Here is a 23,160-nt window from a genome sequence, read left to right on the forward strand (position 1 = left end):
TTACTCCTGTTCCTCAACAGCGATGGCAAACTTTGTATATCCCGCCTTGCGGCTGGCATCCATAACTGTTACGACCTGTCCGTGGGCAACCTCTTTATCCGCTTCAATTATGACGGTTGCGTCCGGCGCTGTCTTTTTAAACTCAACCAGAAGCGGTTCAACGCCTGTAAGCTGCACTGTCTGATCGTTAACGGTTATGATCCCGTCCTTTGTCATTACGACGCGTATGTTCTCAACAATGGGCTTTTCATCCCCTTTTGCCGCGGGGAGATTCACGTCTATGGAGTTTGTGAAGTTGAAAGACGTGGACACCATCAGAAATATAAGCAGTATGAATACGATATCTATCAGCGGCGTAACGTTTATTTCAGGATTCTTCTTTTCGTCTCTGGAGAATTTCATTTAGTCCTCTTTAACGACCGCGTTCATTATCCTGCTTGCGGATTTTTCAAGCTCAGTTGTAATGCGTTCACTTCGGAAACGCACAAAATAGTAGACAGCCATTGTGGGGATAGCAACGCAAAGACCTGCCGCCGTTGTTATCAGCGCTTCGGCAATACCCGCCGCAAGCGGCTGTGCGTTTCCCGCACCATAAGTTGCAAGAGCCATAAAAGTTTTTATCATACCGAATACAGTACCGAGGAATCCCAGCATAGGAGCTATAGTTGATATCGCCTGAAGTGTCGGCAGAAAGCGTTCAAGACGTTTCGCCTGAAATCTGCCAGATTCCTCCGCAGTCTCAGCAAGCCTAGCGAAAGGCAGGTTCAGGTTTTTCAGAATATCAGAGGCTATTATGGATATAGAGGATTTATTCTCGGCACACATGGTCTTCGCGGCTTCGATGTCCTTGTTGTTCAGCTTATCCATCAGCCTTTCCATGAAGTCTTTGGGGACAAAGTTCGATTCACGCAGGCTCACCAGCCTTTCAAAAAAAACAGCAAGAGCAATGACCGAGAGCAGCACTATAGGGTACATCAGCACCCCGCCCTTTTGCATCAGCTCCATATTCAACTCGAACATAAATATCCTCCTTGGGAAGTGTTTATCCTATTTCTTAATTTTTTTGCGCATTATGTCCGCCTCTTCCTTTCTGCCCAGATTGTCATAGGCGGCGGCGGCTTTTTCGAGGCTTTTCGCGGCATATTTCGAGTTCGGATACAGATAATATCCTTTAAGAAGCGTCGCAGCGGAAGTCTCGTAATCTTTAGAGTTGAACTGCGCCGAACCGCTGTAAAAATATGCCAGCGGCAGAACGGCGGGATTTGCATCCTTTATAAGCCCATCAAGGAACGTTTTTTCAGCGGAGAGCTGGGCGGCTGTGAGCATAGAGAAATATCTCTCAAGCCCGTTCACATAAACCTCGGCATCCCTGTTCCTGAAATACATGACCGCGGGTTTAAGCTCGTTGGGGGTATTCTCCAAAGCTATCAGCTTAGCATAGCTCAGTTCCCTGTAACGGTCGGAATTTTTTGCCAGATCCTCAAAAATTGCCTTTGCCTCATCCGGTTTGGACGTTTGCAGACATTCGGCTTTAAGAAAAAGCCCTTCGTCGCTGCGACCGTCTTTCTGCATCATCTGGGCATCATCAAGACACTGCTCAACTCTGCCTGTATCGCGGAAAAGCTGTCCGCGCAGCAGATAAGCGTCGCGTTTATAAGGTGAAACGTCATAATTGTCGAAGAAATGGTTAAGCAGCATTGTAGCAAGGCGGGTATCCTTTGCGTCCAGCGCCATTTTTGCGGTTTGCAAAACAAGAAAATCTTTTCTGTCAAACGACTGCCGAACCTGAGTTATCTCCCGCGCCGCATCGTCGAAACGCTTGTCGTCTCTCATGGCGGTGTATGAAGTCAGGATGCCGTACCAGGCGTCAAAGCTGTGCTGTCCGCCATCCACAAGACTGCGGAATCCGGCGAGAGCTTCCTGATATTTTCCCAGCGAGAAAAGCGCTTTGGAACGCACCAGCCTGTATTTCGTCCTGTTGCCGTCTGTGAGTTTAAGCACCTGCTGATACTGCCCGGCAAGCATCATATTCTCAAGATAAGCATCCATGAATCTTTCGTCTTTAGAGTTCCTGCTGAAAACCTCTCCGGCGGACGAACTGTCGCCGAGTTTCAGGTATGTCAGCATCAGCAGCAGGTCGCTCTGCACATCCTTGGGAGTGACAGGGTTAAGCTGTGCCAGAGCTTCCTTATAGTTCTTTCTGTTATAAAGTATGGATGCGCGGACAAACGCCGCATCGTTGCCCTTAACGCCGTCAACGCTCTTCCATGCGGAATCGAGGTCTTTCTTCTCTATGAATATCTTGCCCTTTAGCACACGGCAGTAGTCCGTTGTGCAGGGCTGGATAAGCATAAGCGCGTCGTCGTATCTGCCGTCCAGATAATATATCTGCCCCAGCATGTACCTTGAGACCATAAGTTTCTGTTCGTCCTGCGAAAGTTCCATGAACCGCAAAAAATATCTCTGCGCCCTGCCGGTGTCTATGGTGGAATAGGCAAGTCCGCGGTAGTAATAGGCAGAATTTATCAGGTCACGGTTGAAGATGATGCCGTCAATCTGACGTATGGCGTTCATCTCATCCCCTTTGGAGAGATACCATATGCCTCTGTAAAATCTGTTGTAATCGTTGTTTATCTTGCTTTCGAACACGAACTTGTCCAGAAATGTCAGGTCGATGTCGGGGAAATTCCTTCCGACATAAAAAAAGAATATATTAAGTCTGTCCTCGTCGGAATCCAGAGACGAGAGCACTTTCTCAGCCTCTTTATAGTTACCTTCCGCAACCGCTATCTTTCCGTAAATAACGTTCTTCATGTTGTCGGCTGTGATGCTGTCATAGTTGTCTATGGCGCATTTCACATCTCCGCGCACAAGACAGGAATCCGCCAGCAGGGCAAAAGTATTGCCGCCGGCGTTGGCAGAGTTCTTCATAACTTCGTCAAACCTGCCGAGGCTGTATTCAGCCGTTATCAGGAAATCGTAGAATCTCTTGTCCTTGGACGTTATGTCGCTGTGGGCATTAAAAGTCTCAATGACTCTTTCGTATCTTTGAAGCTGAAGAAGGCTGTAAAGCCAGCCGTAGAGCGAATACGGAGTAACGTTTTTCAGACCGGAGGCGAAGATGTCCGCCTCTTCGTATAGTTTAGTGTCCAGATAATACTGCATTATCCTGTCGGAAGCCACGCCCGCGAACGGGCTATCGCTGTATGCGACACCCTTCATGATGTCCATGGATTTGCTTATGGAGCCTGTTTCAAGGAGCGCAAACGCATAGACCAGATTGACTTCCTGTTCATACTGAGTCTTCGCTATTTTAGGGTAATATTTGTCATAGGACTGGATTACAGAAAGATACTGTTTGTCCAGATAGCCTTTCACGATATTGTTGCGATAGGCTTTTTCTCCCACGAAAACAGAGGACAGGGACGTTCCGAAGCTGCCGGAATACATTCCGCCAGGATCGGCAGACTGATATGCCTTCGAATCGACCTGTTTAAGTTCGAAGCTCTCCTGCTTCAGATAGCTGTCGAAACCGGATTGCACGCTGAACGAAACGGACACTTGCTTGAAAGAGGGACGGATTGAAAAATCCGTCAGTTCTTTTCCTGTGAAGGCGAAGTCCGGCAGAGTTACAGCCGCCTGTGCCGCGTTGTTCAACACTAAAAGAGCTATTGTAGCAGTAATTTTTTTCATTTACCCTTGTTTTTCAGTTGCTTTGCTGCTGTGACTGATCCGGTGAAGTGGGGTTTGCATCGGAGCATCCGCCCTCGCATCCCACAATTCCGCTGAACGCGGAAACCAGAAGCACGGCAAGTATGAATCTTTTAACTGAATTCACCTTCGTCTCCCTTATCTTTCAAATGTTTATACATCTTATGATCCGTCATGTCAAACATCAGCGGAGTTACGCTGACAAAACCGTTGGAAACAAGGTAGTCGTCGGAAGTTTCGTCCATATCGGCTTCCTTCTTCTCCCCTGTCAGCCAGTAATAGCTGTATCCTCTGGGGTCCCGTCTTTTCTCGAAGGTGTCAAGGAAACGCGCATTGCCCTGTGTTGCAAAGCGCCATCCCTTTATATTCTTCATAGACAAGGCAGGAACGTTTATGTTCAGTACAGTGTTCTCAGGCAGGTCGGAGTTGTGCAGGTATTTTGCGAAATATGCACCCACCTGTGCGGCGTGTGAAAAATCGAATTTTTCCTTTGTGGCAAGGCTGACAGCAATGGAGCGGATGCCTAGCATAGCCCCCTCTGTCGCGGCGGAAACCGTTCCTGAATAGATCACGTTGCTGGCGACGTTTGCGCCGTGGTTGATGCCGGAAACAATGAGATCCGGGGCTTCCTTCATAATGTTTGTAAGGGCTATCTTAACGCAATCGGCGGGAGTGCCTTTTATGCCGTATCCGAAAAATTCACCGAATTTATAGAAATCCGTAACGCGCAGAGGGTCTGCAATGGTGATTGCGTGCCCGACGGCTGACTGCTCTGTTATGGGTGCAACAACGGTTACGTCCGCAAACTCTTTCAGAGCTTTGTACAGCGTGTAGATACCGTCTGAATATATGCCGTCGTCGTTCGCAAGTAAGATACGCATACAGCCTCCAATTACACTTCAATAATAATTAGCATATATCAAACTTAATGATTTATCAAGAAGATAAACACTTGTTTAGTTAATATTACCCGAATTTTATATTATTACAGCAGGAGGGGTGAGCGGCGCAAAAAAAAGAGGGGCAAATGCCCCTCCGTACTTACTTTTCTCAGCACCCGGAAGTAAGGTTGTTCACCATCCCCGTGAGTGCCTGCATTGTCTTTTTAATTGCCTCGCCGACCTCTGCAATATCAGCGGCAAGCATATAGGCAGGGTTGGTGATTATGTTAAGGTGTGCATCGATTATTACCTCTTTAACTGGGCTTTCGATGTGCTCCGCTCCCATGGCGTTTATGGCGTTTGCCGTGCCGGGGTCGTTGCCGATCGTGAGCTTAGCTCTGACGCCTGAGTCCTCAAGGGCTTTCGCAACGACAACAGGCGCTATGCAAACCGCCGCAAGGGGTTTTTTCGCATCGACTGTAGCCTTAATGAGCCGTTTCACATCGGGGTTTATGGAGCATTTCGCACCGTCGAAAGCAAAGGACACAAGATTTTTGGCAGCACCGAAGCCTCCCGGAAAAAGAAGAGCATCGAAATCGTCCACGGTCACTTTCGAGATATCGGTTATATTTCCTCTGGCGATCCTTGCGGATTCCTCCAGAACGTTTCTTTTCTGCCCCTGTTCCTCCTGTCCGGTGAGATGGTTCACAACATGAGCCTGACCCACATTAGGAGCCATAATGAGAAGTTCGTTGCCGTATTTTTTCAGGTAATACATTGACAGCACAGCCTCGTGTATCTCAGCACCGTCATAAACCCCGCATCCGCTCAGCACTATTCCTATTCTGGGCATGATATCCTCCTATGGTTTATACAGATAATATTATAGTGTATCAGGCTTTTTTCAAGAGAACAAGTTCAGTTGGAAAAACAGATGTCTTTGATGTCGGAAAGGGAGTTTACGGGTACAAGAACGCGGCTTATGCCGGGATAATCCGCCGTCATGCGGCAGAGCAGATCTATCTGGGAATCGTCTATCTTTCTCTTTTTATCGAATGATGTTATCTGGAGTTTAAGAATTATACGGTTTTCGTCGTCCGCTGCCGCCACAAGATTTTCCGCCATCTCGTAAAGCACGTCCACCGCTTCGTCGGTCTCCTTGCGCATCTCGGTTGCTATCTGGTCGTGATATCCCATCACGGCGAGATAGTCGAAACCGGCAGCAAGCATGGACTGTATACTCTGTGAATACCAAGCCAGCCCTTTTGTTTTGTCTATGGGCGTTTCATAGTAAACGTTTGCGGCAAATTTCATATCAGGATTTACAGCCATCGCAGAGCTTTTCAGTTCACCGAAGAAGTCCATCAGCTTTGCGTTCTTCCATCTTACCCAATACAGAAAAGTTTCACCGCAGGCATTTGAAACGCGTGTGACCGGATAGCTGCCGCTGCATGAAAAGAGTGTGTCGTAAGCCAGCTTATTACCTGTTTCAGCCTCATAAAGAGCCACTGCGTCATCCGAAGCGCCTTCCGCATAGCGCATGATGAAATCGTCCTGAAACAGGATGCCGTCTATATCGTATTTCGCGAGATCTGCAAACAGCCCTTTAAGCTCAGCTCTCACCTCTTTGTCAAACACCGACGCTCCGTAACCCTCGGCAGTACCCTCAGGCGTGAAGACTTTTTCCATATGCTCCGGGGTTTTGAGAAAACTGAGGGAGCGTGTCGCCATCCATGCGTATATCCTCATACCGTTTTTTCTTGCCGAAACCGAAGCCTCGCCCAGAACGTCGCGAACAACGCAGGCTCTGTCCGTTTTGAAATACACTCCGCTTTTGCAGTCCGCGTTCTCTCCGGCGAAATGATACCTGTCTCCTCCGTTGTGGAAAACACGCAGCATCACCGTGTCGTAACCCTTGGCTTTCAGCCCGCTGAAAAAAGCATCCATATCACCGTCGTAGCTTTTGTTAAGCACGAACACCTGAACACCGTTTATGCGGGGATTCTGCTCCGAAGAAAAAGAAAGCCCTGCCGAAAAAAGCAGGGCTGTTATGATCAGAAAGCGTGTAAGCATCATTTTTTCATTATGTCGGGATTATATCCTGTTTTTGCTTTTATCTCTTCGGCTCTTGCAAGCGCTTTGTCATAAGCAAGGGGAGTACCGCATCTGAGCCTGTACCATACGCCTTTCTCGCCGAGATCAACCTGAACAAGCTGCAGGTCGTTCACCTTGGGACTCATTCTCTGAAACTCCTCTTTTGCAAGATCAAGACTCTTAAATGATGCAAGCTGAACGTAATATTCTCCTGTCTTACCGCTGGCTTCAGCCTTTTTCTCAGCAGCGGGAGCGGGTTTTGCAGCAGCCTTGGGAGCTTCTTTTTTAACGGCGGGTTTAGCGGGTTCGGCTTTAACTGCCGCTTTCGGAGCTTCCTCTTTAACAGCGGGCTTGGGAGTTTCAGCCTTAACCGCTGGTTTAGGAGCTTCTGTCTTAACGACAGGTTTTACAGGTTCCGCTTTAACTGCAGGTTTATGTTCTTCTTTTACAACGGGTTTGGGAGCTTCCTGTTTTACAGACGGAGCTGGAGTCTTTGCAGGTTCCTCTTTCACAACAGGTTTTGCAGGTTCCGGCTGTTTCATCGGTTCAGCGTGTTTCGCAGTTTCCACAGGGGGCGAAGTAAGAACCGAATCTGGTTTTTCCGACACAGGTTTCGGAGCCTCCTGTGCCGCAGGTTCATTGTGCTCCACAGTGGTTCCATGTCCGTCAACGGTAAATGATTTTCCGCTTTCAGGATTTGTCATATCCTCCGGCTTAACCTGCTCTGTGGTTTTCGCATCCTTTCCGGAGCGTTTCAGCTTATCCGCAAAGAATGCAACGCCTGTGACAAGCGCTGTGAAAATTATAAAAAAGACGATAAACAGCACTATTGTGTTGCCAAAACTCTTTTTGCCTTTTTCCGGTGTCTGTTCCGTGTTCTTTTCCTGTTCGCTCACTGTACCATCCTGTCAGGAGCACAGGCACCCGTTTTGCGGATGTCCGCTCACTGTTTTCAATAGTTTAATATTATCAAAATAGCGTGCCGCGCACACTGTTATAATCGTAAATCATTCGGATTAACTAAAGTTAATCTTTAGAAGAATCTGCATATCCGGAGATAATACTCCCATTCTGTCAAAAAGACAAATACAGACAGTCTTTGTTCAAACGAAGTTGGACGAAGAAAATATTATCAGTTAATCTTTTTTTATTCAATATCGCATTTTTGTAAAAAACTGATGCAAACCTTAGTTAAAAAGCATATACTCAAAAAAGGTTAAATATGGATGATTATAAACATAACAAAGATTTGACAAACTTATTGCACGACAGTTATCCGGTTCTGTTCGCTGTTTCAGAAACAGTGCATGAAATGCTGTTTATTTTAGACCATGATCGCAGAATCGTCTTTTACAACAAACAATTTTCGGATTTCGCAGAAAACAATCAACTTAATCCGGCAACAGGCGTAAGACCGGGCGATATTTTCAGATGCGTCAACGCCCTCGAAAATGCTGACGTATGCGGAGAAACAAAGTTTTGCCGTTATTGCGGAGCATATCAGGCGATAACGAACGCGGCTGAAGGCAAACGTCAGCTTGAGCAGTGCCGTATAAAAGCTGAAAACGGACTTTCATACGACCTGAAGGTCAGCACGTCAAAGCTAAACATTGATAACAGACTGTTCACTCTTTTCTGCGTTCTGGACGTCAGCGCGGAGCATAGAAAACAGGCACTTGAAAAAATATTCTTCCATGACATAAACAACCTTGCCGGCGGGCTAACACTTATAGTCGATTTCATCGACAGTTATGCGAAAAGAGATGACCTTAACGCCATAAAAGAGACCACTTCTCTTCTGACAGGCGCCATGAGCAGCCTCAACAATGAACTGCGCTCCAGCTACATGCTTGCTTTGGCGGAAAAAGATGAACTGGACGTTATGGAAACATCATGCAATATTCAGAAAATACTCGTATCTGTCGCCGCTTTTTTCAAAGAAACCACATTGGACAAAAGCATAACGTTCGTCATTGAATCCGACAGAGAGGAAACTTTTGTAAACACTGACGAAAATATTCTCAAGCGGGTTGTAACGAATATGACCAAAAACGCTGTTGAGGCTTCCAAAGACGGCGACAGTGTCGTCGTAGGCAGCAGGATGACCGAAGACAGACTCATAATATACGTTCAGAATAACTGTGTGATGAAAGAGGAGATCAAAGCATCCATTTTCCAGCGATCTTTCTCAACAAAAGGCATAGGGAGGGGACTCGGTACATACAGCATGAGACTGCTCACCGAGAGGTATCTTAAAGGAGCCGTATATTTCAGCTCTACAGAGGAAACGGGAACGATTTTTTATATTGAGATTCCGCTCAGCCTCTCAGATCTATGATGGTTCCAAGCATCTCGTCCTGAGCTCGCAGAGCCTCCACGTTGAACTGAAACGCCCTCTTCTCAACCATCATATCCGTCATTTCCTTTGCAGCGTCAACACCTGACCACTTGATGTCCACCTTGTCCATAGCTTCGTCAGAAGCAGCCGTCAGAGGTGTTTTATAACCGGGCGTGTTAATATTGGCAACGTTGTTTGCTGTCCCGTCAAGAGCGTCAATCTGTGTCTTCATGCCGTTAAGGCTGTTATACAATCCTTGTATCATATGTTCCCTTCTGTTATAATACACTTAACTCGGAGGATTTCAATGACCAATCTTACAGACGAACAGCTCAGGGAGCTTATTTCAAACGCAAAAACAGTCGCCATCGTCGGCGCTTCAAACAAACCGGAGCGCGCCAGCAACGGAATAATGAAATTTCTTATGAAAAACGGTTATAAATGCGTACCGGTCAACCCCATCGAAAAAGAGGTTCTCGGCATTCCCACTGTGGACAGTCTTGACGAACTTGATTTTGAACCGGACATAGTGGATATCTTCCGCCAGAGCGCATTTGCCGCAGAGGTTGTGCGCGAGGCAGCAGGAAAAAACGCAAAACTCATCTGGCTTCAGGAGGGCGTGCAGTCCGAAGAAGCAAGGAAAATCGCAGCATATGTAAATATTCCTTATGTCGAGGACAAATGTATATTCAAAGAATATCTGCGTCTGGGACTCGCAGGAAAATAATTAATGCGGCGGTGGTTGCCGCCGTTCTCTTTTTTTCCTATGGGAACACCTGCGCCGAAACACTGAACATCGGCATACTGAAAAACGATTTTTTCAAGTCTCCGGAAGAGTTGCGCCGCTTCGCAGCTTATGTTCAGCAACAGAACAAATACACAGGCTACAAAATAATAGAGTCAGACTCGCCGCAGGGTTTTGCAGAAACCATATCGGAAAAGCGTGTTCAACTGGCATTCATATCTGTCTATCCCGCTGTGCTTATGCAGAAATATCTCGGCAAAGCTCCGGATATGATAGTCTCAACACACGATACCATCTATATTAAATCGTGTATCTTCGTTCTCAAAGACTCACCCGTGAAATGGGTGAGCGACCTTAAAGACAAAACAATTGCTTTTCCGTCAAGACACTCTACCGGAGGGTATTATCTTCCTGTGGAATATGTCGAAAAAGTTGTAGGGACAGGGCATTTCAAAGAGCTTTTTCCAGACAAATGGGACGACGTGTTCACTCAGGTATATCTGAAAAAAGCGGATGCAGGAGCAACGCAATACACAGATTACGAAGATGTGCTGCCGCCGCTTTACAGGTCTGTTTTCCGCACCGTTGCCGAAACGGAAAGCATTCCGGGACTGTTTCTTTATATCCGCAGCGGAAAAGAAAAAAAGAAACTGATACGCTCCGTTCTCTCTTTTTCCTCTGACAGAAAAACCGGCGAATCCGTTATCAATGGTTTTTCTCCTGTGGATTTCGACTGGAAAACGCTCTACAAAAGCGTTACAGTACGCTGAAAAAACACTTTCCTTAACAATTTTAAAAAAATATGGACAAAACCGACCATGCTGTTATAATGCGTATTCATTAACACAGACAAAGGTTCTTATGAAAAAATATATATATCCGGCAATAGTTTCCGCATTTCTTATAGTTAATTCCGCAGCAGCGGACGAAAAACCGAATAATAACGTAAGGGGTATCCTCGGACAGACAGGCATAGGACTGAAAGAGAACACATCCGAAACGCAGACTCAGGAAACAGCCCCGATTGCAGACCCTGTTAAGTGGCAGGACAATACCAGATTCTCCAAACAACCGCAGAAACCTGCAGCAGATAAACCCGCAGCGGTCACCACAGATAAAAAATGCTATTACGTTACATCCCAGGTTACAAATATCAGAAACAACCCATCTTTTCTGTCTGAAAGAACAGGAATATATAAAAAAGGCAGCTATATCTGTGAAGAAAACCGTATCGGAGACTGGATAGACACAGGCAAAGGCTGGGTTAACACAAAGTTTCTCTCGGCAAAAATGCCGGAGGATATAGCAAAACAGGAAGTTAAACCCGCGGCGGCAGAAGAAGAAACAAAAACACGCATGACTGAGTATAACTACGACAATCCTGTTGCATCGCAAAAAACAACGAAACAGCAAAAATCCTCTGCAAAAACCATAGAAACGGTTAAACCCGCAAAACAGGAAAACAAAGCCGTCTATAAATACATAGCAGGCGGAAAAGTCAACATACGTTCACTTGCAAATATCAACTCCGACGTTGTGGGACAATACCAGAAAAACGAAAAGGTAGAGGTTCTTGAGACCGAAAACGGATGGATACGCACAAATATCGGCTGGGTGAATATGGAATATGTTTCCGACAAATCCACCGATGAAAAAACAGTTCAGAAAGAAAAAGCCAAAGACAAGATAATCAAGTGTATGTACGTTTCATACAAAAAAGCTAACATCAGAAAAACGGCATCCAAAAGGGCAAAACTTGTGGGCGATTATGACGCAGGTGAAAAAGTATGCCTTTACGAAATTGATGACGACTGGGGCAGAAGCGAAAAAGGATGGGTTAACCTCGCCAACCTGAAAGACGTGAAATGCTTCACGGTGGCTTCCAAAACACTGAAAGCACGCAAAAAACCCGATGCAAACGCAAAGGTTCTCAAAACCTACAGCCGCGGAGATACCGTGTGTGAATACGACCGCAAATACGGCTGGGTAGATACCGGCAAAGGCTGGGTTGCTGCTGAGTATCTCGAACGCTAATAATAATATAGCAAATCTTTAAACCGCCCTTCGGAAACGTTCGGGCGGTTTTTTTGTATCTTTTTAAAGTTTTATATTGACAATCAATATCAATAAATTTAAATATACCCCATACCCCTATAGGGTATATAGTTAGCGGAGGGCATTATGCGTCAGTGTATCGACATACCTAAGGTTCAGACAAGACTGAAAAAAATTGAAGGGCAGCTAAGAGGCATTTCGGAAATGGTTGAAAAGGATGTCCCGTGCGAGGATATCCTCATCCAGATAAATGCCGCAAAAAGCGCCCTGCACAAGGTGGGTAAAATGGTTCTGGAGGGACACCTTCACCACTGCGTTTACGACGGAATCAAACACGGCGACGCTGAAAAGACAATCGACGACTTTGCAAAGGCAGTGGAACACTTTTCACGAATGGGGTAAGAAATTAATGAATGTTATCAGAGATTTTATTGAAAACGATGAAAAAAGGACAATGCTTTTTCTTGGGCTGTCTGCGGTTTCTCTTGTTCTAAGTTTTTTCAAAATAGTTGATATCCGTCCTGACATCGCATGGGTGGCTATCATCCTTTGCGGTCTTCCAATCATCAAAGGAGCCATCACAGGACTGTTAACCGAATTTGATATAAAGGCAGACGTTCTTGTTTCAATAGCTCTTGCGGCATCTGTTATCATAGGGGAGATATTTGCCGCAGGCGAAATAGCTTTCATAATGGCACTGGGCGCCATGCTGGAAGAACGCACAGTTGCAAAAGCCAGGGCGGGAATAGAAAAGCTGGTTCACCTCACCCCCCGAACGGCAAGGGTTGTAAGAAACGGGCAGGAGAGCGTTATACCCGCGGAAGAGGTTCATGTTGACGACGTTCTGCGTGTGCTGGCTGGCGAAACGATCGCTGTTGACGGCACAATCATTTCAGGACAGACCTCCGTTGACCAGTCTATTATGACAGGCGAAGCTCTTCCCGTTGACAAAAGTGTCGGGGACGAGGTTTTCAGCGGCACTGTAAATCAATTCGGCACTTTTGACATGAAGGCTGTAAAGGTTGGAGAGGACAGCTCTATCCAGAGGATGATAAGACTGGTGGAATCAGCTGATGCTGGCAAAGCAAAGATAGTCGGCATGGCGGACAGATGGGCAACATGGATAGTCGTTATAGCTCTTGTTTCGGCGGCTGGCACATGGTTTGTCACAGGCGAAATAATCCGCGCGGTCACAATTCTTGTTGTTTTCTGTCCTTGTGCCCTTGTGCTTGCAACGCCCACAGCAATAATGGCGGGTATAGGCAATGCGACAAAATACGGTATTCTTGTGCGTGAAGGCGACGCTCTGGAGAGGCTTGCAAAAGTTTCCAAAATAGCTTTCGACAAAACCGGCACCCTCACCTTCGGAAAACCGGAAGTGACATATTTCAAAAGCTGCCGCGAAGGTCTGAGCGACGAAGGACTGCTCCGGTACACGGCGGCGGCAGAACAGCGCTCCGAACACCCTCTGGGCAAAGCCGTCACAGCCCATTACAGAAAAGTATCGTCAGATATCCTACCCCAGCCGCAGGATTTCAGCCTTAAAGCGGGCAGAGGTGTCAACGCTGCGGTGGAAGGCTCAAAAATACTCGCAGGAAATGCTGAAATGATGGCTGAAAACGGGATAGAACTACCGGACGAGGTCGTAAACGATGCCGTAAAGCACAGAAATGAGGGTTGTACTGTAATTTATGTAGCAAAAGACGGCAAAGCGGCAGGGTTTGTAGCACTTTCCGACGTAATACGCCCCGAAACCAGGGAAATAGTCCGAAAACTTCGGGGAATCAACGTTGAAAGCGTTCTCCTGACAGGCGACCATATGCACGCAGCAAACTTTATCGCACGGGAAGCCGGCATAAATAACGTGAAATTTGACTGTCTGCCGGAAGACAAAATGGCAGCTATAGATAGATACCAAAATGCAAAAGAGATGGTTTGCATGGTGGGAGACGGCATAAACGATGCCCCGGCTCTTAAAAAGGCACACGTTGGCGTGGCGATGGGCGGAATAGGAAGCGATATTGCAGTTGATGCAGCAGACATTGCGCTGGTTGGCGACGATATCAAAAATATCCCCCACCTGTTGAAGTTGGCAAAACGCACCATGGGCACGATAAAGCTGAACCTTACACTGTCGATGCTGCTCAATTTCGTTGCGATAATCCTTGCTATGATGGGTACGCTGAACCCGATTATGGGTGCGCTGGTACACAACGCAGGGTCGGTCGCGGTGATACTCAATTCCGCAGTGCTGCTGAAGTTCAGGTCGGCATAAATTTTTATCGCAGATACGGAATAAGTTGCTTGACAAGAATTGTATAAAACTGTATAAACCCCCTTACCGCTGATGAAGCAGTAAGCGCCGAGGTGGTGGAATTGGTAGACACGCAGGTTTCAGGTACCTGTGGGAGTTAATCCTGTGGGGGTTCGAGTCCCCCCCTCGGCATACAAAAAAAGCCATACCCAAAAGGGTGTGGCTTTTTTTGTATTCTGCCTTGGTGTGACTCGAACGGATGCGAACTCCGACCGATAAGGAAGGATGAGCCGACAGGATGTCGGCGGAAGTGAGCAGACTGGTCTTTTTGGCTGGCTGTACGATGCAGGCAGACAAAAAACGAGTCCCCGCCGAAGGCATATAATGCTATAATATTGACAAACATAAAACCTAACGTTATGCTAATTAAGAGGGTTTATGGAACGTATTAACAAAAAAAAAGAATTTTACTACCCAAATGCGACACTTTATCTAGACGATATACAAGAAATATATGGCGCTTTTATTAATAATTGCAAAGAAGCTAAATTAATATCTGGCGAATATTCAATTTCAGATATAGCAGAGCTGGAGCAATTAGTTAGCAAATTTCCAAACGGGAAATTTCCAAATATTCAAATTATTGGTTCGTCACCATATGCTAGATTAAATATTGAATGTAATTATTTAGGGTCTGAATTAAATGGTTCTGAAAAAGCTCATATTGAGAATAAGACAATAAAGATTTTATCAAATAGAAAGAACTTTTTTTATTATCTTGATTCCATAAATCCTTATTTATCAAGTTTACTAATAATCTCTTCAATAATATTAAGCATGAGAAGTGGTGAACTTCACGTTATTTTGTATATATTGACTTTTGCTTCATTATTTATACCACTCTATACTAAAAGACGTTTTTTCCTATATACTCATGCAAAAGGAGAAAAGCCTTCATTTATATCTAGGAATAAAGACCAGTTAGTTTTGAATCTAATCATAATGGTACTTTCTTCATTATTCACTTGGGCAATTACTAAGTATACGCAATAACCCTCCCCCGTTATTCCCCCTTGCCAACAAAAAAGCATGGTAATACACTGAGCCGGAATGGAGGTGCGCCATGCCAGATTACAACGAACGCTACAGACGGCAGATGATGATGAAGGATTTCACACCTGAAAAGCAGGACAAGCTGAAAAACGCTTCCGTTTTCGTGGGCGGAATCGGCGGACTAGGCGGTGCTACGGCGGCATACCTCGCCTGTGCTGGAATAGGCAGGATGGTGATATCCCATTACGGCAACCTCACCGAAACAAACATGAACCGCCAACTGCTGATGGACATCAACCGCGTTGGCGAGCCCCGCGTTGACATTGCATATGAAAACCTCATGAAGATTAATCCTGAAATGAAACTGGAGATGTACAACGTCCGGCTGGACGAAGAGAAGGCAAAGGAACTCATATCTGGCTGCAATATCGCCATGTCCGCACGACCGAACTTTCCCGAACGCCTTGCCATGAACAAGGCTTGCGTTGACCTGAACGTTCCCATGGTGGAAGCAGCCATGGACGATATGTACGGGTACCTCTTCACTGTCATCCCCTATGAAACCGCGTGCCTCGCCTGTAATATGCCGGAAAATGACAAGGACTGGAAAGAGCTTGGGTTCGGCGTTCTCGGCGCTGTATCCGGCACGATAGGCTGTCTGGCGGCTGTTGAAATGATAAAAATCATTACAGGACACGGCGAACCGCTGAACGGGCGCATGATGCACATAGATTTCATGAAAATGCGCACGGTCATGCCGAAACTCAAGCGCAATCCCACCTGCCCCGTCTGTTCACATAAATAAGGTTGTAAATTCCTCTGCATACATTATGCTTATGGTATGATTTATTCGGAGGAACAAAAGTGAGAAAAACCAAGATAGTTGCAACCATCGGACCCTCTTCATGCGATAAAGAAACCCTTTCACAGCTTATAGATGCGGGGCTGAACGTAGCCCGCCTTAATTTTTCCCACGGCACACACGAATCCCACGGAGAAATGATAGACACCATCCGCGAACTATCCGCGAAAAAGGGTGCCGCCGTCACCATTCTGCAAGACCTATGCGGTCCCAAGATACGTCTGGGCGTGCTGCCGACGGAGGGCGTTGCGCTGAAATCCGGTGAAACCTGCCTGCTGGCATCCGAAGAGCACGCGGGTGAAAATATCCTTCCCGTACAGTATCCGAACCTTTCGGAAGACCTCAGCGTAGGGGACAGAGTGCTCCTTGCCGACGGAGCGATGGAACTTAAAGTAGAAGCCATTGAAGGACATATCGTAACCTGCCGCATTTTGAACGGCGGGACTGCATACACGAAAAAGGGCGTTAACATGCCCTCGACAAACCTCAGCATCGTGGCGTTCACAGATAAAGACCGTGCCGATCTTATGTTCGGACTGGAAAAAGGCGTTGACGCGGTGGCACTGTCGTTTGTGCGCGGCGCGGCAGACCTCGTTAAGATACGCTCCATACTGGCGAAACAGTCCAATCCGCCGCTGTTGATAGCTAAAATAGAAAAGCCGCAGGCGGTGCAGAACATCGACGAGATACTCCCTATGGTGGACGGAATAATGGTTGCCCGCGGCGACCTCGGCGTGGAGATGCCGCTTTATGACGTGCCGGTCATACAGAAACAGATAATCAAAAAAGCCCGCAAAGAGGGCAAGATAATCATAACCGCCACCCAGATGCTGAAAAGCATGGTTGACAACTTCCGCCCCACCCGCGCGGAGTGCACCGACGTTGCAAACGCAATGTTCGACGGCACATGCGCGATAATGCTTTCCGAAGAAACGGCTTCCGGCGCATACCCTGTGGAGGCGGTGAACGTTATGAACAAACTGGCGGAAGCGACCGAATCCCACATTAACTACGAAATGGGCGTTGACAGCTCATCCGACGGTGTTCACACAAAATCCGTTTCATGGGCTGTGGGACGCTCTGCAAGCTGGCTTGCTAAAGACCTTGGTGCCAAAGCAATCGTAGCCTACACTGAATCCGGCTTCACAGTCTCCTCCGTGGCGCGTTTCCGCCCCGTATGCCCCATCCTCGGACTGACACCCAACGAGCACACATACCGTAAGCTGAACATATTCTGGGGAGTGATTCCCGGACACTGCGGCGGTTTCACGGATATTGACGAGCTTTTTGCCAACGCGGCGGAGTTCGCCGTTGCAAAAGGGCTGGCAAAATCAGGCGACAGAATAATAATAACCGCAGGAACGCCCCTCGGTGTACGCGGTTCAACAAATATGGTGAAGGTATTTGAAATATGAGAGAACTACACGATATCACAGGTTCGCTGTCGGTAACGATAATCGTATGTCTTGTCATTCTTGGCATGGCCGCGTTTCAGTATGCCCAGATAAAGGGGATAGTAAACATCAAACGTCAATTGCTGGTAAAGCTGCATTTCTACCTTACGCCCGCTCTGTTCGCCGTTCTGCTGGTGCACTTTTTCACAACTGACAAGCGCCCGCTGGTGCTTCTTTCGGGGCTTCTTCTGCTGGCGGCAACAGCTCTCACAGGCATAGCCCTGAGGATGAAAAAACTGCGTGCGCACAGCTTTAAGCCAATGGTCTACATGAAGATTTTCCTGCTGTGCATTGCGCTTCTGCTAACTGCATACGGACACAACTCACTGGACGAGCACAGGCAGGACACCGCTTATCAGGACAAAACAGATTAAGCAGTTTCTGACGGCGCTCTTTCTTCTTTCGTTATTCTCCGCCGCACACGCAGCAGAAAGCTGGACGCTGGCGTTCTATCTTGCCGACGGGGTTAATTTCTACCGAGAACAGCAGGAGAATGTGCAGGAGATATGCCGGAATAAGCCGGAAAACGCTAACATCATCTTTTTTCATGACCGCAAAAAGAACAGCGACGACAGGTCGAACCTGAAAGATATCACCTATGTTTCCGACTGCAACGGATTCATCAATGTCTCAGGCATTTCCGAGAATTCATACAATATAGATACCCTGAAAGCCTTCTTTTCTTATGTACATAAAAACTACCCCGCGGACAGATATTTCTATTCCATAACTGCGCACGGGGTTCCGCCTTATATGAACGACAAAGGTTCCCTGAACGCATTGCAGATACGCGGCGCACTGAAAGGCATAGAACCGGACGTGCTGGGGCTTGACATGTGCTACATGGGCAGCATCGAAAGCCTTCTGGTGCTTAACAACACGGCAGGATATATAGTCTCCGCATCCACCACCCTGCCCGCCAGCGGAAACGATTATGCCACGTTTACAGAGTATTTCGCGAAACATAAAGGCGTGTCTTCAAAGGATGCGGCACGGGCATACCTGAACGGCTATAAAGTATCATACAGCAGCGGCACCGAACCACTCACTGTGTTCATAACAAAAACCGGAGATGAGCTTAACAGAACGGTCGGTCTATTCTACCAAAAGGTCAAAACGGCTGGCGTACGCCCTTACAACAGACTGCCGGAAAGCGCAGTGACGCTGTTCGGCATAAACGGGGATTTCAAAGAACTTATGGACGCATATAAAATTGATTATAAGCGTGTTTTCACAGAGACTTACAGCATCAATTCATCACTTAAAGGTGCAGGCATCTATTTTCCTGTGCGCCGTAAAATCCTCAACGAAACTCTCTACGGTTACAGGCTTTCCCTTCGCCAGAACGGCATAAGAACTGAATGGGCAGACGTGCTTCGGCTGTATTAATCAGACATATTAAGTACAAAATATTCATTGATTTTTAACATCAGTGTCCGATATTAAAGCAATGATGAAAACTCACAATACGGTCAGGATAGGCGGAAGCGTGATTCAGCACAGTGCCGATATCACAGACTCAGACCTTCAGCTTGTTTTCGACTACCTTTTCCATAAGCAATGTTTCAGAATATGGGAGATGGGCGGAAAAAGCTGCCTGCGCACGGACTATACAATATATCCCGTATCGGCAGATAACCCCGAATCTCTCTGGCAGTTCGAATCGCTTACAGACAAGGCTTTTGTCCATATCGAAAAGACGTTCAATCTCCGCGAAATGCTGCGCATAGCATCAAAGGCACTGACAGTGGCTCTGGCGCTGCGTATGCTTTCCGCCGATCTTCTGCCCGCATCGCTGGGGCATCACAGAGAGCAGGATAACATTATTATCCTGCAAAAACAGACGGCATTATAAAAATACCGCTGTCGTTTTTCCGCCTGAGAATCTAAGCCGGAAACCAGCGGATACTGTATACGGTATACGATAATTTTGAACCAAGGAAAGGAAACGGCATATAAAAGAGCAAAAAATGCAGAAAGCCCGACACAATTTCATAAAACATTGTTTAATTTCAGACAACACAACGTTTTTTAAATATTTTTTCAAACAAACAGTTTTGAACACATGCAAATCATACTAATACGCATATAGTATTACGTCAAAACATACGATAGATACCCAAGAGTCTATATTATTATTAATATTCAGATTTAAACGATTACATATTTAAAAGATATGAATTTAATAAAAAACATCCAAAATCTGAATCTACACTTTTGCGATTTTTGAAAACCGTTTGAATCGGTGTTTTAAAAAAAATCAACTAAGAATCGTCTATTGCATTTAATTATTTTGTATGTATTTAGATACTAACGGTCACAAACACATTAATACAGACCGAACTATTCATTATTTGCATACGTTTGAAGATTCCTATTATTGCTTACGTTTCAGATTTTCTAATTTTAACTTTTTGAGGTTTAAAATGTCTGATAACACTCTGTTCAGCACAGGGCTCCACAGACGTGATTTCCTGCGTCTTACCGCAGGTCTGACCGCTCTGATGGGTCTTCCTTACGCTATGCACACAAAGGTTGCTGAGGCGGCCACAGCGGACAACAGACCGCCTGTAATCTGGCTTCATTTTCAGGAATGTACAGGCTGTTCCGAATCGCTTATCCGCTCCGGTCACCCGGATCCTGCGGCACTCATCCTCGACCTTATCTCGCTTGACTATCACGAAACACTGATGATAGGTTCCGGTCATCAGGCTGAAAAATCACTTGAAGACAGCATGAAGGCAAACTGGGGCAAATACATCCTCGTTGTTGAGGGCGCGGTTCCCCTTGCCGAAGACGGCATCTACTGCAAAGTGGCAGGCAAAAAAGCTGTGGACTCTCTTAAAGATGCAGCAGAAGGCGCTGCCGCTGTTATCTGCATCGGCACCTGCTCATCTTTCGGCGGTGTTCAGGCTGCAGACCCGAACCCCACACAGGCTGTATCGGCTGCAAGCCTTGTTAAGGACAAACCCGTTATCAACGTTCCCGGATGTCCTCCCAGCCCCTATAACCTGCTTGCGACAATCCTTTACTATCTGACATTCAAAAAACTGCCCAAACTCGACAAACTCGGCAGACCCGAATTTGCATACGGCAGAAGAATACACGAACACTGCGAACGCAGACCCCACTTTGATGCGGGCAGATTTGCCGAACAGTTCGGCGATCAGGGTCATTCAGAAGGCTGGTGTCTGTTCAAACTCGGCTGCAAAGGTCCCGTAACTTTTGCAAACTGCTCTGTTCAGCGTTTCAACGACGTTGGCGTATGGCCTGTTTCCATGGGTCACCCCTGCATAGGCTGTACAGAACCCGACGTTATGTTCCACACGTCAATCTATGACAAAGCACAGATTCACGAAATCACTCCGCCCGATTTCTACCCCAACGCCAACCCCGCACCCCGCGGAAAAGGTGCTGATCCGGTCACAACCGGCGTTATCGGTATGGTGGCAGGCGCCGCAATCGCTGCAAGTGCGATAATGGCGAACAAGCTGCCTAAAGGAGGGGATGATGAAGAAGACAAGGCGTGATTTCCTGAAGACTGCCGCCGCCGGCGGAGCGCTTATGCTCGCTCCCCTTTCAGCAAGCGCGCAGCAAGAAATCAAAGCCGATGACGAAGCCGTAGGCATGTTCTATGACTCGACACTTTGCGTCGGCTGTAAGGCGTGCGTTTCAAAGTGCAAGCAGGTCAACGACATGGCGGCAGCACCTATGCCCGGCGACAACGACAGGGTATGGGACGCTCCCAATGACCTTGACTACCGCACAAGGAACATCATCAAACTTTACAAGGATGAACAGGATCCCACAAAGCACGCATATGTAAAATATCAGTGTATGCACTGCATCAAACCTTCATGCGTTTCCGCATGTCCCGTTTCCGCAATGCAGAAAGAAGCAGGCACAGGTATTGTTTTTTATGACAAAAACATCTGCATCGGCTGCCGTTACTGTCAGGTTGCCTGTCCGTTCAACATTCCCAAATTTGAATGGCCGGAAACCTTCCCCAAAATAGTGAAATGCGACCTTTGCAAATTCACCAACCTTAAACTGAAGAACATTCCCGCCTGCTGCGAGGTATGCCCCACGAACGCCGTTATCTTCGGCAAGCGCAAAGACCTTCTGGCAGAGGCGAAACGCCGTCAGGCAGAGAACCCCGGAAAATATGAGAAACATATTTACGGTGAGTTCGAAGTGGGCGGAACAAACGTTATCTACCTTGCGGGCACTTCATTTGACAATCTCGGATTCCCCGAACTGGAAAAAGAATCCGCTGCTCTTATGTCCGAGCACGTTCAGCACACGGTATACAAAGGCTTCATAGCTCCCGTGGCGCTTTACGGTTTCCTTGCTTTCGTGGCGCTGCGCAACAGAAAATCCGCTGAGGAGGTTGCACACGAACACGAGCTTGAGCACGAACTTGAAGTGGAAATCGAGCACGAGCTGGAAAAAGAGAAACACGAGAAGGAGGGCAAACACTAATGGCCGGACATCACGACGAATATCAGGTACATAGGGCGAAGATCCTTACTCCTGCCTTCTATGTGCTTCTTTTCTTTACGGTTCTCGGTTTCCTGCTCATCGCGTACAGATTTGTGATGGGTATCGGCGCCGTTTCAAACCTTTCAGACGGTTACCCATGGGGTATCTGGATCGCTTATGACGTTGCAACCTCAACAGCTTTTGCGTGCGGCGGCTACGCCATGGCGCTGGTAATTTACATCATGAACAGGATGAAGTACCACCCCCTGATCCGTTCGGCATTGGTTACAAGTATGTTCGGTTACATGCTTGCAGGTATGTCCGTTATGGTTGACGTTGGTCGTTACTGGAACGCATACAGCTTCTTCATCCCTTCGCGCTGGCAGCCGAACTCGGTAATGTTCGAAGTTGCGGTCTGTATCATGGCATACAACGTGGTTCTTATCATCGAAGTTCTGCCCGCGATACTTGAGCGCTTCATACATATGAAGGACAACAGATTCCCCAAGCTGAAACACTACGCTATGATAATCTATCCGAAACTTGATAAGGTGCTGATATTCATAGTTATACTTGGTATCACCCTGCCCTCTATGCACCAGTCTTCACTCGGTTCGATGCTCATCATCGCCAAGTCCAAGCTGAACCCCATATGGCATACGGAGATACTTCCCCTGCTGTTCATCATCAACGCCCTTTACATAGGCTATGCAACAGTTATTTTTGAATCATTCGCCTCTTCAATGGCTTTCAGAAGACCCTTTGAAAAAGAGGTTCAGCAGCTTTCAAGAATAATCCCTTATGTAACAGGCATATGGCTGACAGTACGTTTCATTGACCTGTATGTGAGAGGTCAGCTCAGCGCTGCCTTCGCCGGAGACTTCTACTCATGGATGTTCATGGCTGAGATGCTGCTGATTCTCACAGGTACATACATCCTGATGTGGAATCAGTACAGAAGATCCCCCAGAATGGTTTTCATCGCTGCGATGTTCCTTCTGATAGGCGGAGGCTGGTTCCGTTTCAACGTATACCTTATCGGATTTAAACCTCACGGCAACTGGAGCTATTTCCCCTCGCTGCCGGAGTTCTTTATCACCATCGGTCTCGTGGCTTTCGAGATACTCGGCTATATGGTGCTTGTAAAACTGTTCCCCATCATGCCTAAGGTTCACGGACACGAGGCAACTGCGGAAACAGCAAAGGCTCATTAATTTTTTAGGAGAAAACG

24 protein-coding genes and 1 tRNA gene are annotated in these 23,160 nt (G+C 46.9%); 16 read left to right on the top strand and 9 right to left on the bottom strand.

The annotated features are described in order from the left end of the window. The 8 genes from Q7P67_RS10320 to Q7P67_RS10355 all read right to left on the bottom strand — a co-directional run bounded on the left by Q7P67_RS10320 (position 1) and on the right by Q7P67_RS10355 (position 7,582). On the bottom strand, positions 1-402 hold the full coding sequence (locus tag Q7P67_RS10320; protein ID WP_303851889.1) for a biopolymer transporter ExbD: 402 nt from the start codon (positions 400-402) through the stop codon (positions 1-3). Beyond that, the gene (locus tag Q7P67_RS10325) at positions 403-1,020 is read right to left on the bottom strand and encodes a MotA/TolQ/ExbB proton channel family protein (RefSeq protein WP_303851891.1); all 618 of its coding nucleotides are present in this window, start codon (positions 1,018-1,020) and stop codon (positions 403-405) included. 27 nt (positions 1,021-1,047) lie between these two features. Further along, positions 1,048-3,693 (bottom strand): hypothetical protein, encoded by a 2,646-nt coding sequence (locus Q7P67_RS10330; protein WP_303851893.1) that lies wholly within the window; start codon positions 3,691-3,693, stop codon positions 1,048-1,050. Between the two features lie 13 nt (positions 3,694-3,706). Beyond that, entirely contained in the window at positions 3,707-3,838 is a 132-nt protein-coding gene (locus tag Q7P67_RS10335; RefSeq protein WP_303851895.1) for a hypothetical protein, read from the bottom strand. Beyond that, the gene (gene surE, locus Q7P67_RS10340) at positions 3,825-4,592 is read right to left on the bottom strand and encodes a 5'/3'-nucleotidase SurE (protein WP_303851897.1); all 768 of its coding nucleotides are present in this window, start codon (positions 4,590-4,592) and stop codon (positions 3,825-3,827) included. Before surE ends, Q7P67_RS10335 begins: the two co-directional genes overlap by 14 nt. A gap of 169 nt (positions 4,593-4,761) precedes the next feature. Continuing rightward, the gene (gene elbB / locus Q7P67_RS10345) at positions 4,762-5,445 is read right to left on the bottom strand and encodes an isoprenoid biosynthesis glyoxalase ElbB (RefSeq protein ID WP_303851899.1); all 684 of its coding nucleotides are present in this window, start codon (positions 5,443-5,445) and stop codon (positions 4,762-4,764) included. A 65-nt stretch (positions 5,446-5,510) separates the two neighbouring features. Continuing rightward, entirely contained in the window at positions 5,511-6,668 is a 1,158-nt protein-coding gene (locus Q7P67_RS10350; RefSeq protein ID WP_303851901.1) for a poly-beta-1,6-N-acetyl-D-glucosamine N-deacetylase PgaB, read from the bottom strand. After that, complete coding sequence (locus tag Q7P67_RS10355; RefSeq protein ID WP_303851903.1) at positions 6,665-7,582, bottom strand: SPOR domain-containing protein; 918 nt, start codon at positions 7,580-7,582, stop codon at positions 6,665-6,667. The genes Q7P67_RS10350 and Q7P67_RS10355 overlap by 4 nt, the downstream gene beginning before the upstream one ends. A gap of 353 nt (positions 7,583-7,935) precedes the next feature. Here Q7P67_RS10355 and Q7P67_RS10360 point away from each other — a divergent pair, with 353 nt between their 5' ends. Next, complete coding sequence (locus Q7P67_RS10360; RefSeq protein ID WP_303851905.1) at positions 7,936-9,024, top strand: HAMP domain-containing sensor histidine kinase; 1,089 nt, start codon at positions 7,936-7,938, stop codon at positions 9,022-9,024. Here the strand turns inward: Q7P67_RS10360 and Q7P67_RS10365 are convergent. Next, positions 9,005-9,289: a flagellar basal body rod C-terminal domain-containing protein gene (locus tag Q7P67_RS10365; RefSeq protein ID WP_303851907.1), complete on the bottom strand. Its 285-nt coding sequence runs from the start codon at positions 9,287-9,289 to the stop codon at positions 9,005-9,007. The genes Q7P67_RS10360 and Q7P67_RS10365 overlap by 20 nt on opposite strands. A 42-nt stretch (positions 9,290-9,331) precedes the next feature. Between Q7P67_RS10365 and Q7P67_RS10370 the strand changes: the two genes are divergently transcribed. The 15 genes from Q7P67_RS10370 (at position 9,332) to hybB (ending at position 23,143) form a co-directional block, all read left to right on the top strand. Next, positions 9,332-9,751: a CoA-binding protein gene (locus tag Q7P67_RS10370; protein WP_303851909.1), complete on the top strand. Its 420-nt coding sequence runs from the start codon at positions 9,332-9,334 to the stop codon at positions 9,749-9,751. Positions 9,752-9,762: 11 nt separating this feature from the next. Next, positions 9,763-10,539 carry a phosphate/phosphite/phosphonate ABC transporter substrate-binding protein gene (locus tag Q7P67_RS10375; RefSeq protein ID WP_303851910.1) on the top strand — a complete coding sequence of 259 codons (777 nt, stop codon included), beginning with the start codon at positions 9,763-9,765 and terminating at the stop codon, positions 10,537-10,539. A 91-nt stretch (positions 10,540-10,630) separates the two neighbouring features. Beyond that, positions 10,631-11,803, top strand: coding sequence for an SH3 domain-containing protein (locus Q7P67_RS10380; protein ID WP_303851911.1), 1,173 nt, complete (start codon positions 10,631-10,633; stop codon positions 11,801-11,803). A gap of 147 nt (positions 11,804-11,950) precedes the next feature. After that, positions 11,951-12,226, top strand: coding sequence for a metal-sensing transcriptional repressor (locus Q7P67_RS10385; protein ID WP_295226134.1), 276 nt, complete (start codon positions 11,951-11,953; stop codon positions 12,224-12,226). 7 nt (positions 12,227-12,233) lie between these two features. Beyond that, positions 12,234-14,099: a cation-translocating P-type ATPase gene (locus Q7P67_RS10390; RefSeq protein ID WP_303851912.1), complete on the top strand. Its 1,866-nt coding sequence runs from the start codon at positions 12,234-12,236 to the stop codon at positions 14,097-14,099. Positions 14,100-14,185: 86 nt separating this feature from the next. Continuing rightward, positions 14,186-14,270: transfer RNA gene (locus Q7P67_RS10395), tRNA-Leu, on the top strand. 246 nt (positions 14,271-14,516) lie between these two features. Then, the gene (locus Q7P67_RS10400) at positions 14,517-15,131 is read left to right on the top strand and encodes a hypothetical protein (RefSeq protein ID WP_303851914.1); all 615 of its coding nucleotides are present in this window, start codon (positions 14,517-14,519) and stop codon (positions 15,129-15,131) included. Between the two features lie 70 nt (positions 15,132-15,201). Beyond that, positions 15,202-15,936, top strand: coding sequence for a HesA/MoeB/ThiF family protein (locus Q7P67_RS10405; RefSeq protein WP_303851915.1), 735 nt, complete (start codon positions 15,202-15,204; stop codon positions 15,934-15,936). Between the two features lie 59 nt (positions 15,937-15,995). Continuing rightward, positions 15,996-17,408: a pyruvate kinase gene (pyk, locus tag Q7P67_RS10410; protein WP_303851917.1), complete on the top strand. Its 1,413-nt coding sequence runs from the start codon at positions 15,996-15,998 to the stop codon at positions 17,406-17,408. Continuing rightward, entirely contained in the window at positions 17,405-17,821 is a 417-nt protein-coding gene (locus Q7P67_RS10415) for a hypothetical protein (RefSeq protein WP_303851919.1), read from the top strand. The genes pyk and Q7P67_RS10415 overlap by 4 nt, the downstream gene beginning before the upstream one ends. Positions 17,822-17,942: 121 nt before the next feature. Beyond that, positions 17,943-18,836 carry a clostripain-related cysteine peptidase gene (locus Q7P67_RS10420; RefSeq protein WP_303851921.1) on the top strand — a complete coding sequence of 298 codons (894 nt, stop codon included), beginning with the start codon at positions 17,943-17,945 and terminating at the stop codon, positions 18,834-18,836. 61 nt (positions 18,837-18,897) lie between these two features. Beyond that, positions 18,898-19,302 carry a hypothetical protein gene (locus Q7P67_RS10425; protein ID WP_303851923.1) on the top strand — a complete coding sequence of 135 codons (405 nt, stop codon included), beginning with the start codon at positions 18,898-18,900 and terminating at the stop codon, positions 19,300-19,302. A 571-nt stretch (positions 19,303-19,873) separates the two neighbouring features. After that, positions 19,874-20,977, top strand: coding sequence for a hydrogenase small subunit (locus tag Q7P67_RS10430; protein WP_303851924.1), 1,104 nt, complete (start codon positions 19,874-19,876; stop codon positions 20,975-20,977). Further along, the gene (gene hybA, locus Q7P67_RS10435; protein WP_303851926.1) at positions 20,958-21,929 is read left to right on the top strand and encodes a hydrogenase 2 operon protein HybA; all 972 of its coding nucleotides are present in this window, start codon (positions 20,958-20,960) and stop codon (positions 21,927-21,929) included. The genes Q7P67_RS10430 and hybA overlap by 20 nt, the downstream gene beginning before the upstream one ends. Continuing rightward, on the top strand, positions 21,929-23,143 hold the full coding sequence (hybB, locus tag Q7P67_RS10440; RefSeq protein ID WP_303851928.1) for a Ni/Fe-hydrogenase cytochrome b subunit: 1,215 nt from the start codon (positions 21,929-21,931) through the stop codon (positions 23,141-23,143). Before hybA ends, hybB begins: the two co-directional genes overlap by 1 nt. Positions 23,144-23,160 lie beyond the last annotated feature (17 nt).

Origin of the sequence: Seleniivibrio woodruffii, assembly GCF_029267515.1 — a bacterium.
Classification (GTDB): domain Bacteria; phylum Chrysiogenota; class Deferribacteres; order Deferribacterales; family Geovibrionaceae; genus Seleniivibrio; species Seleniivibrio woodruffii_A.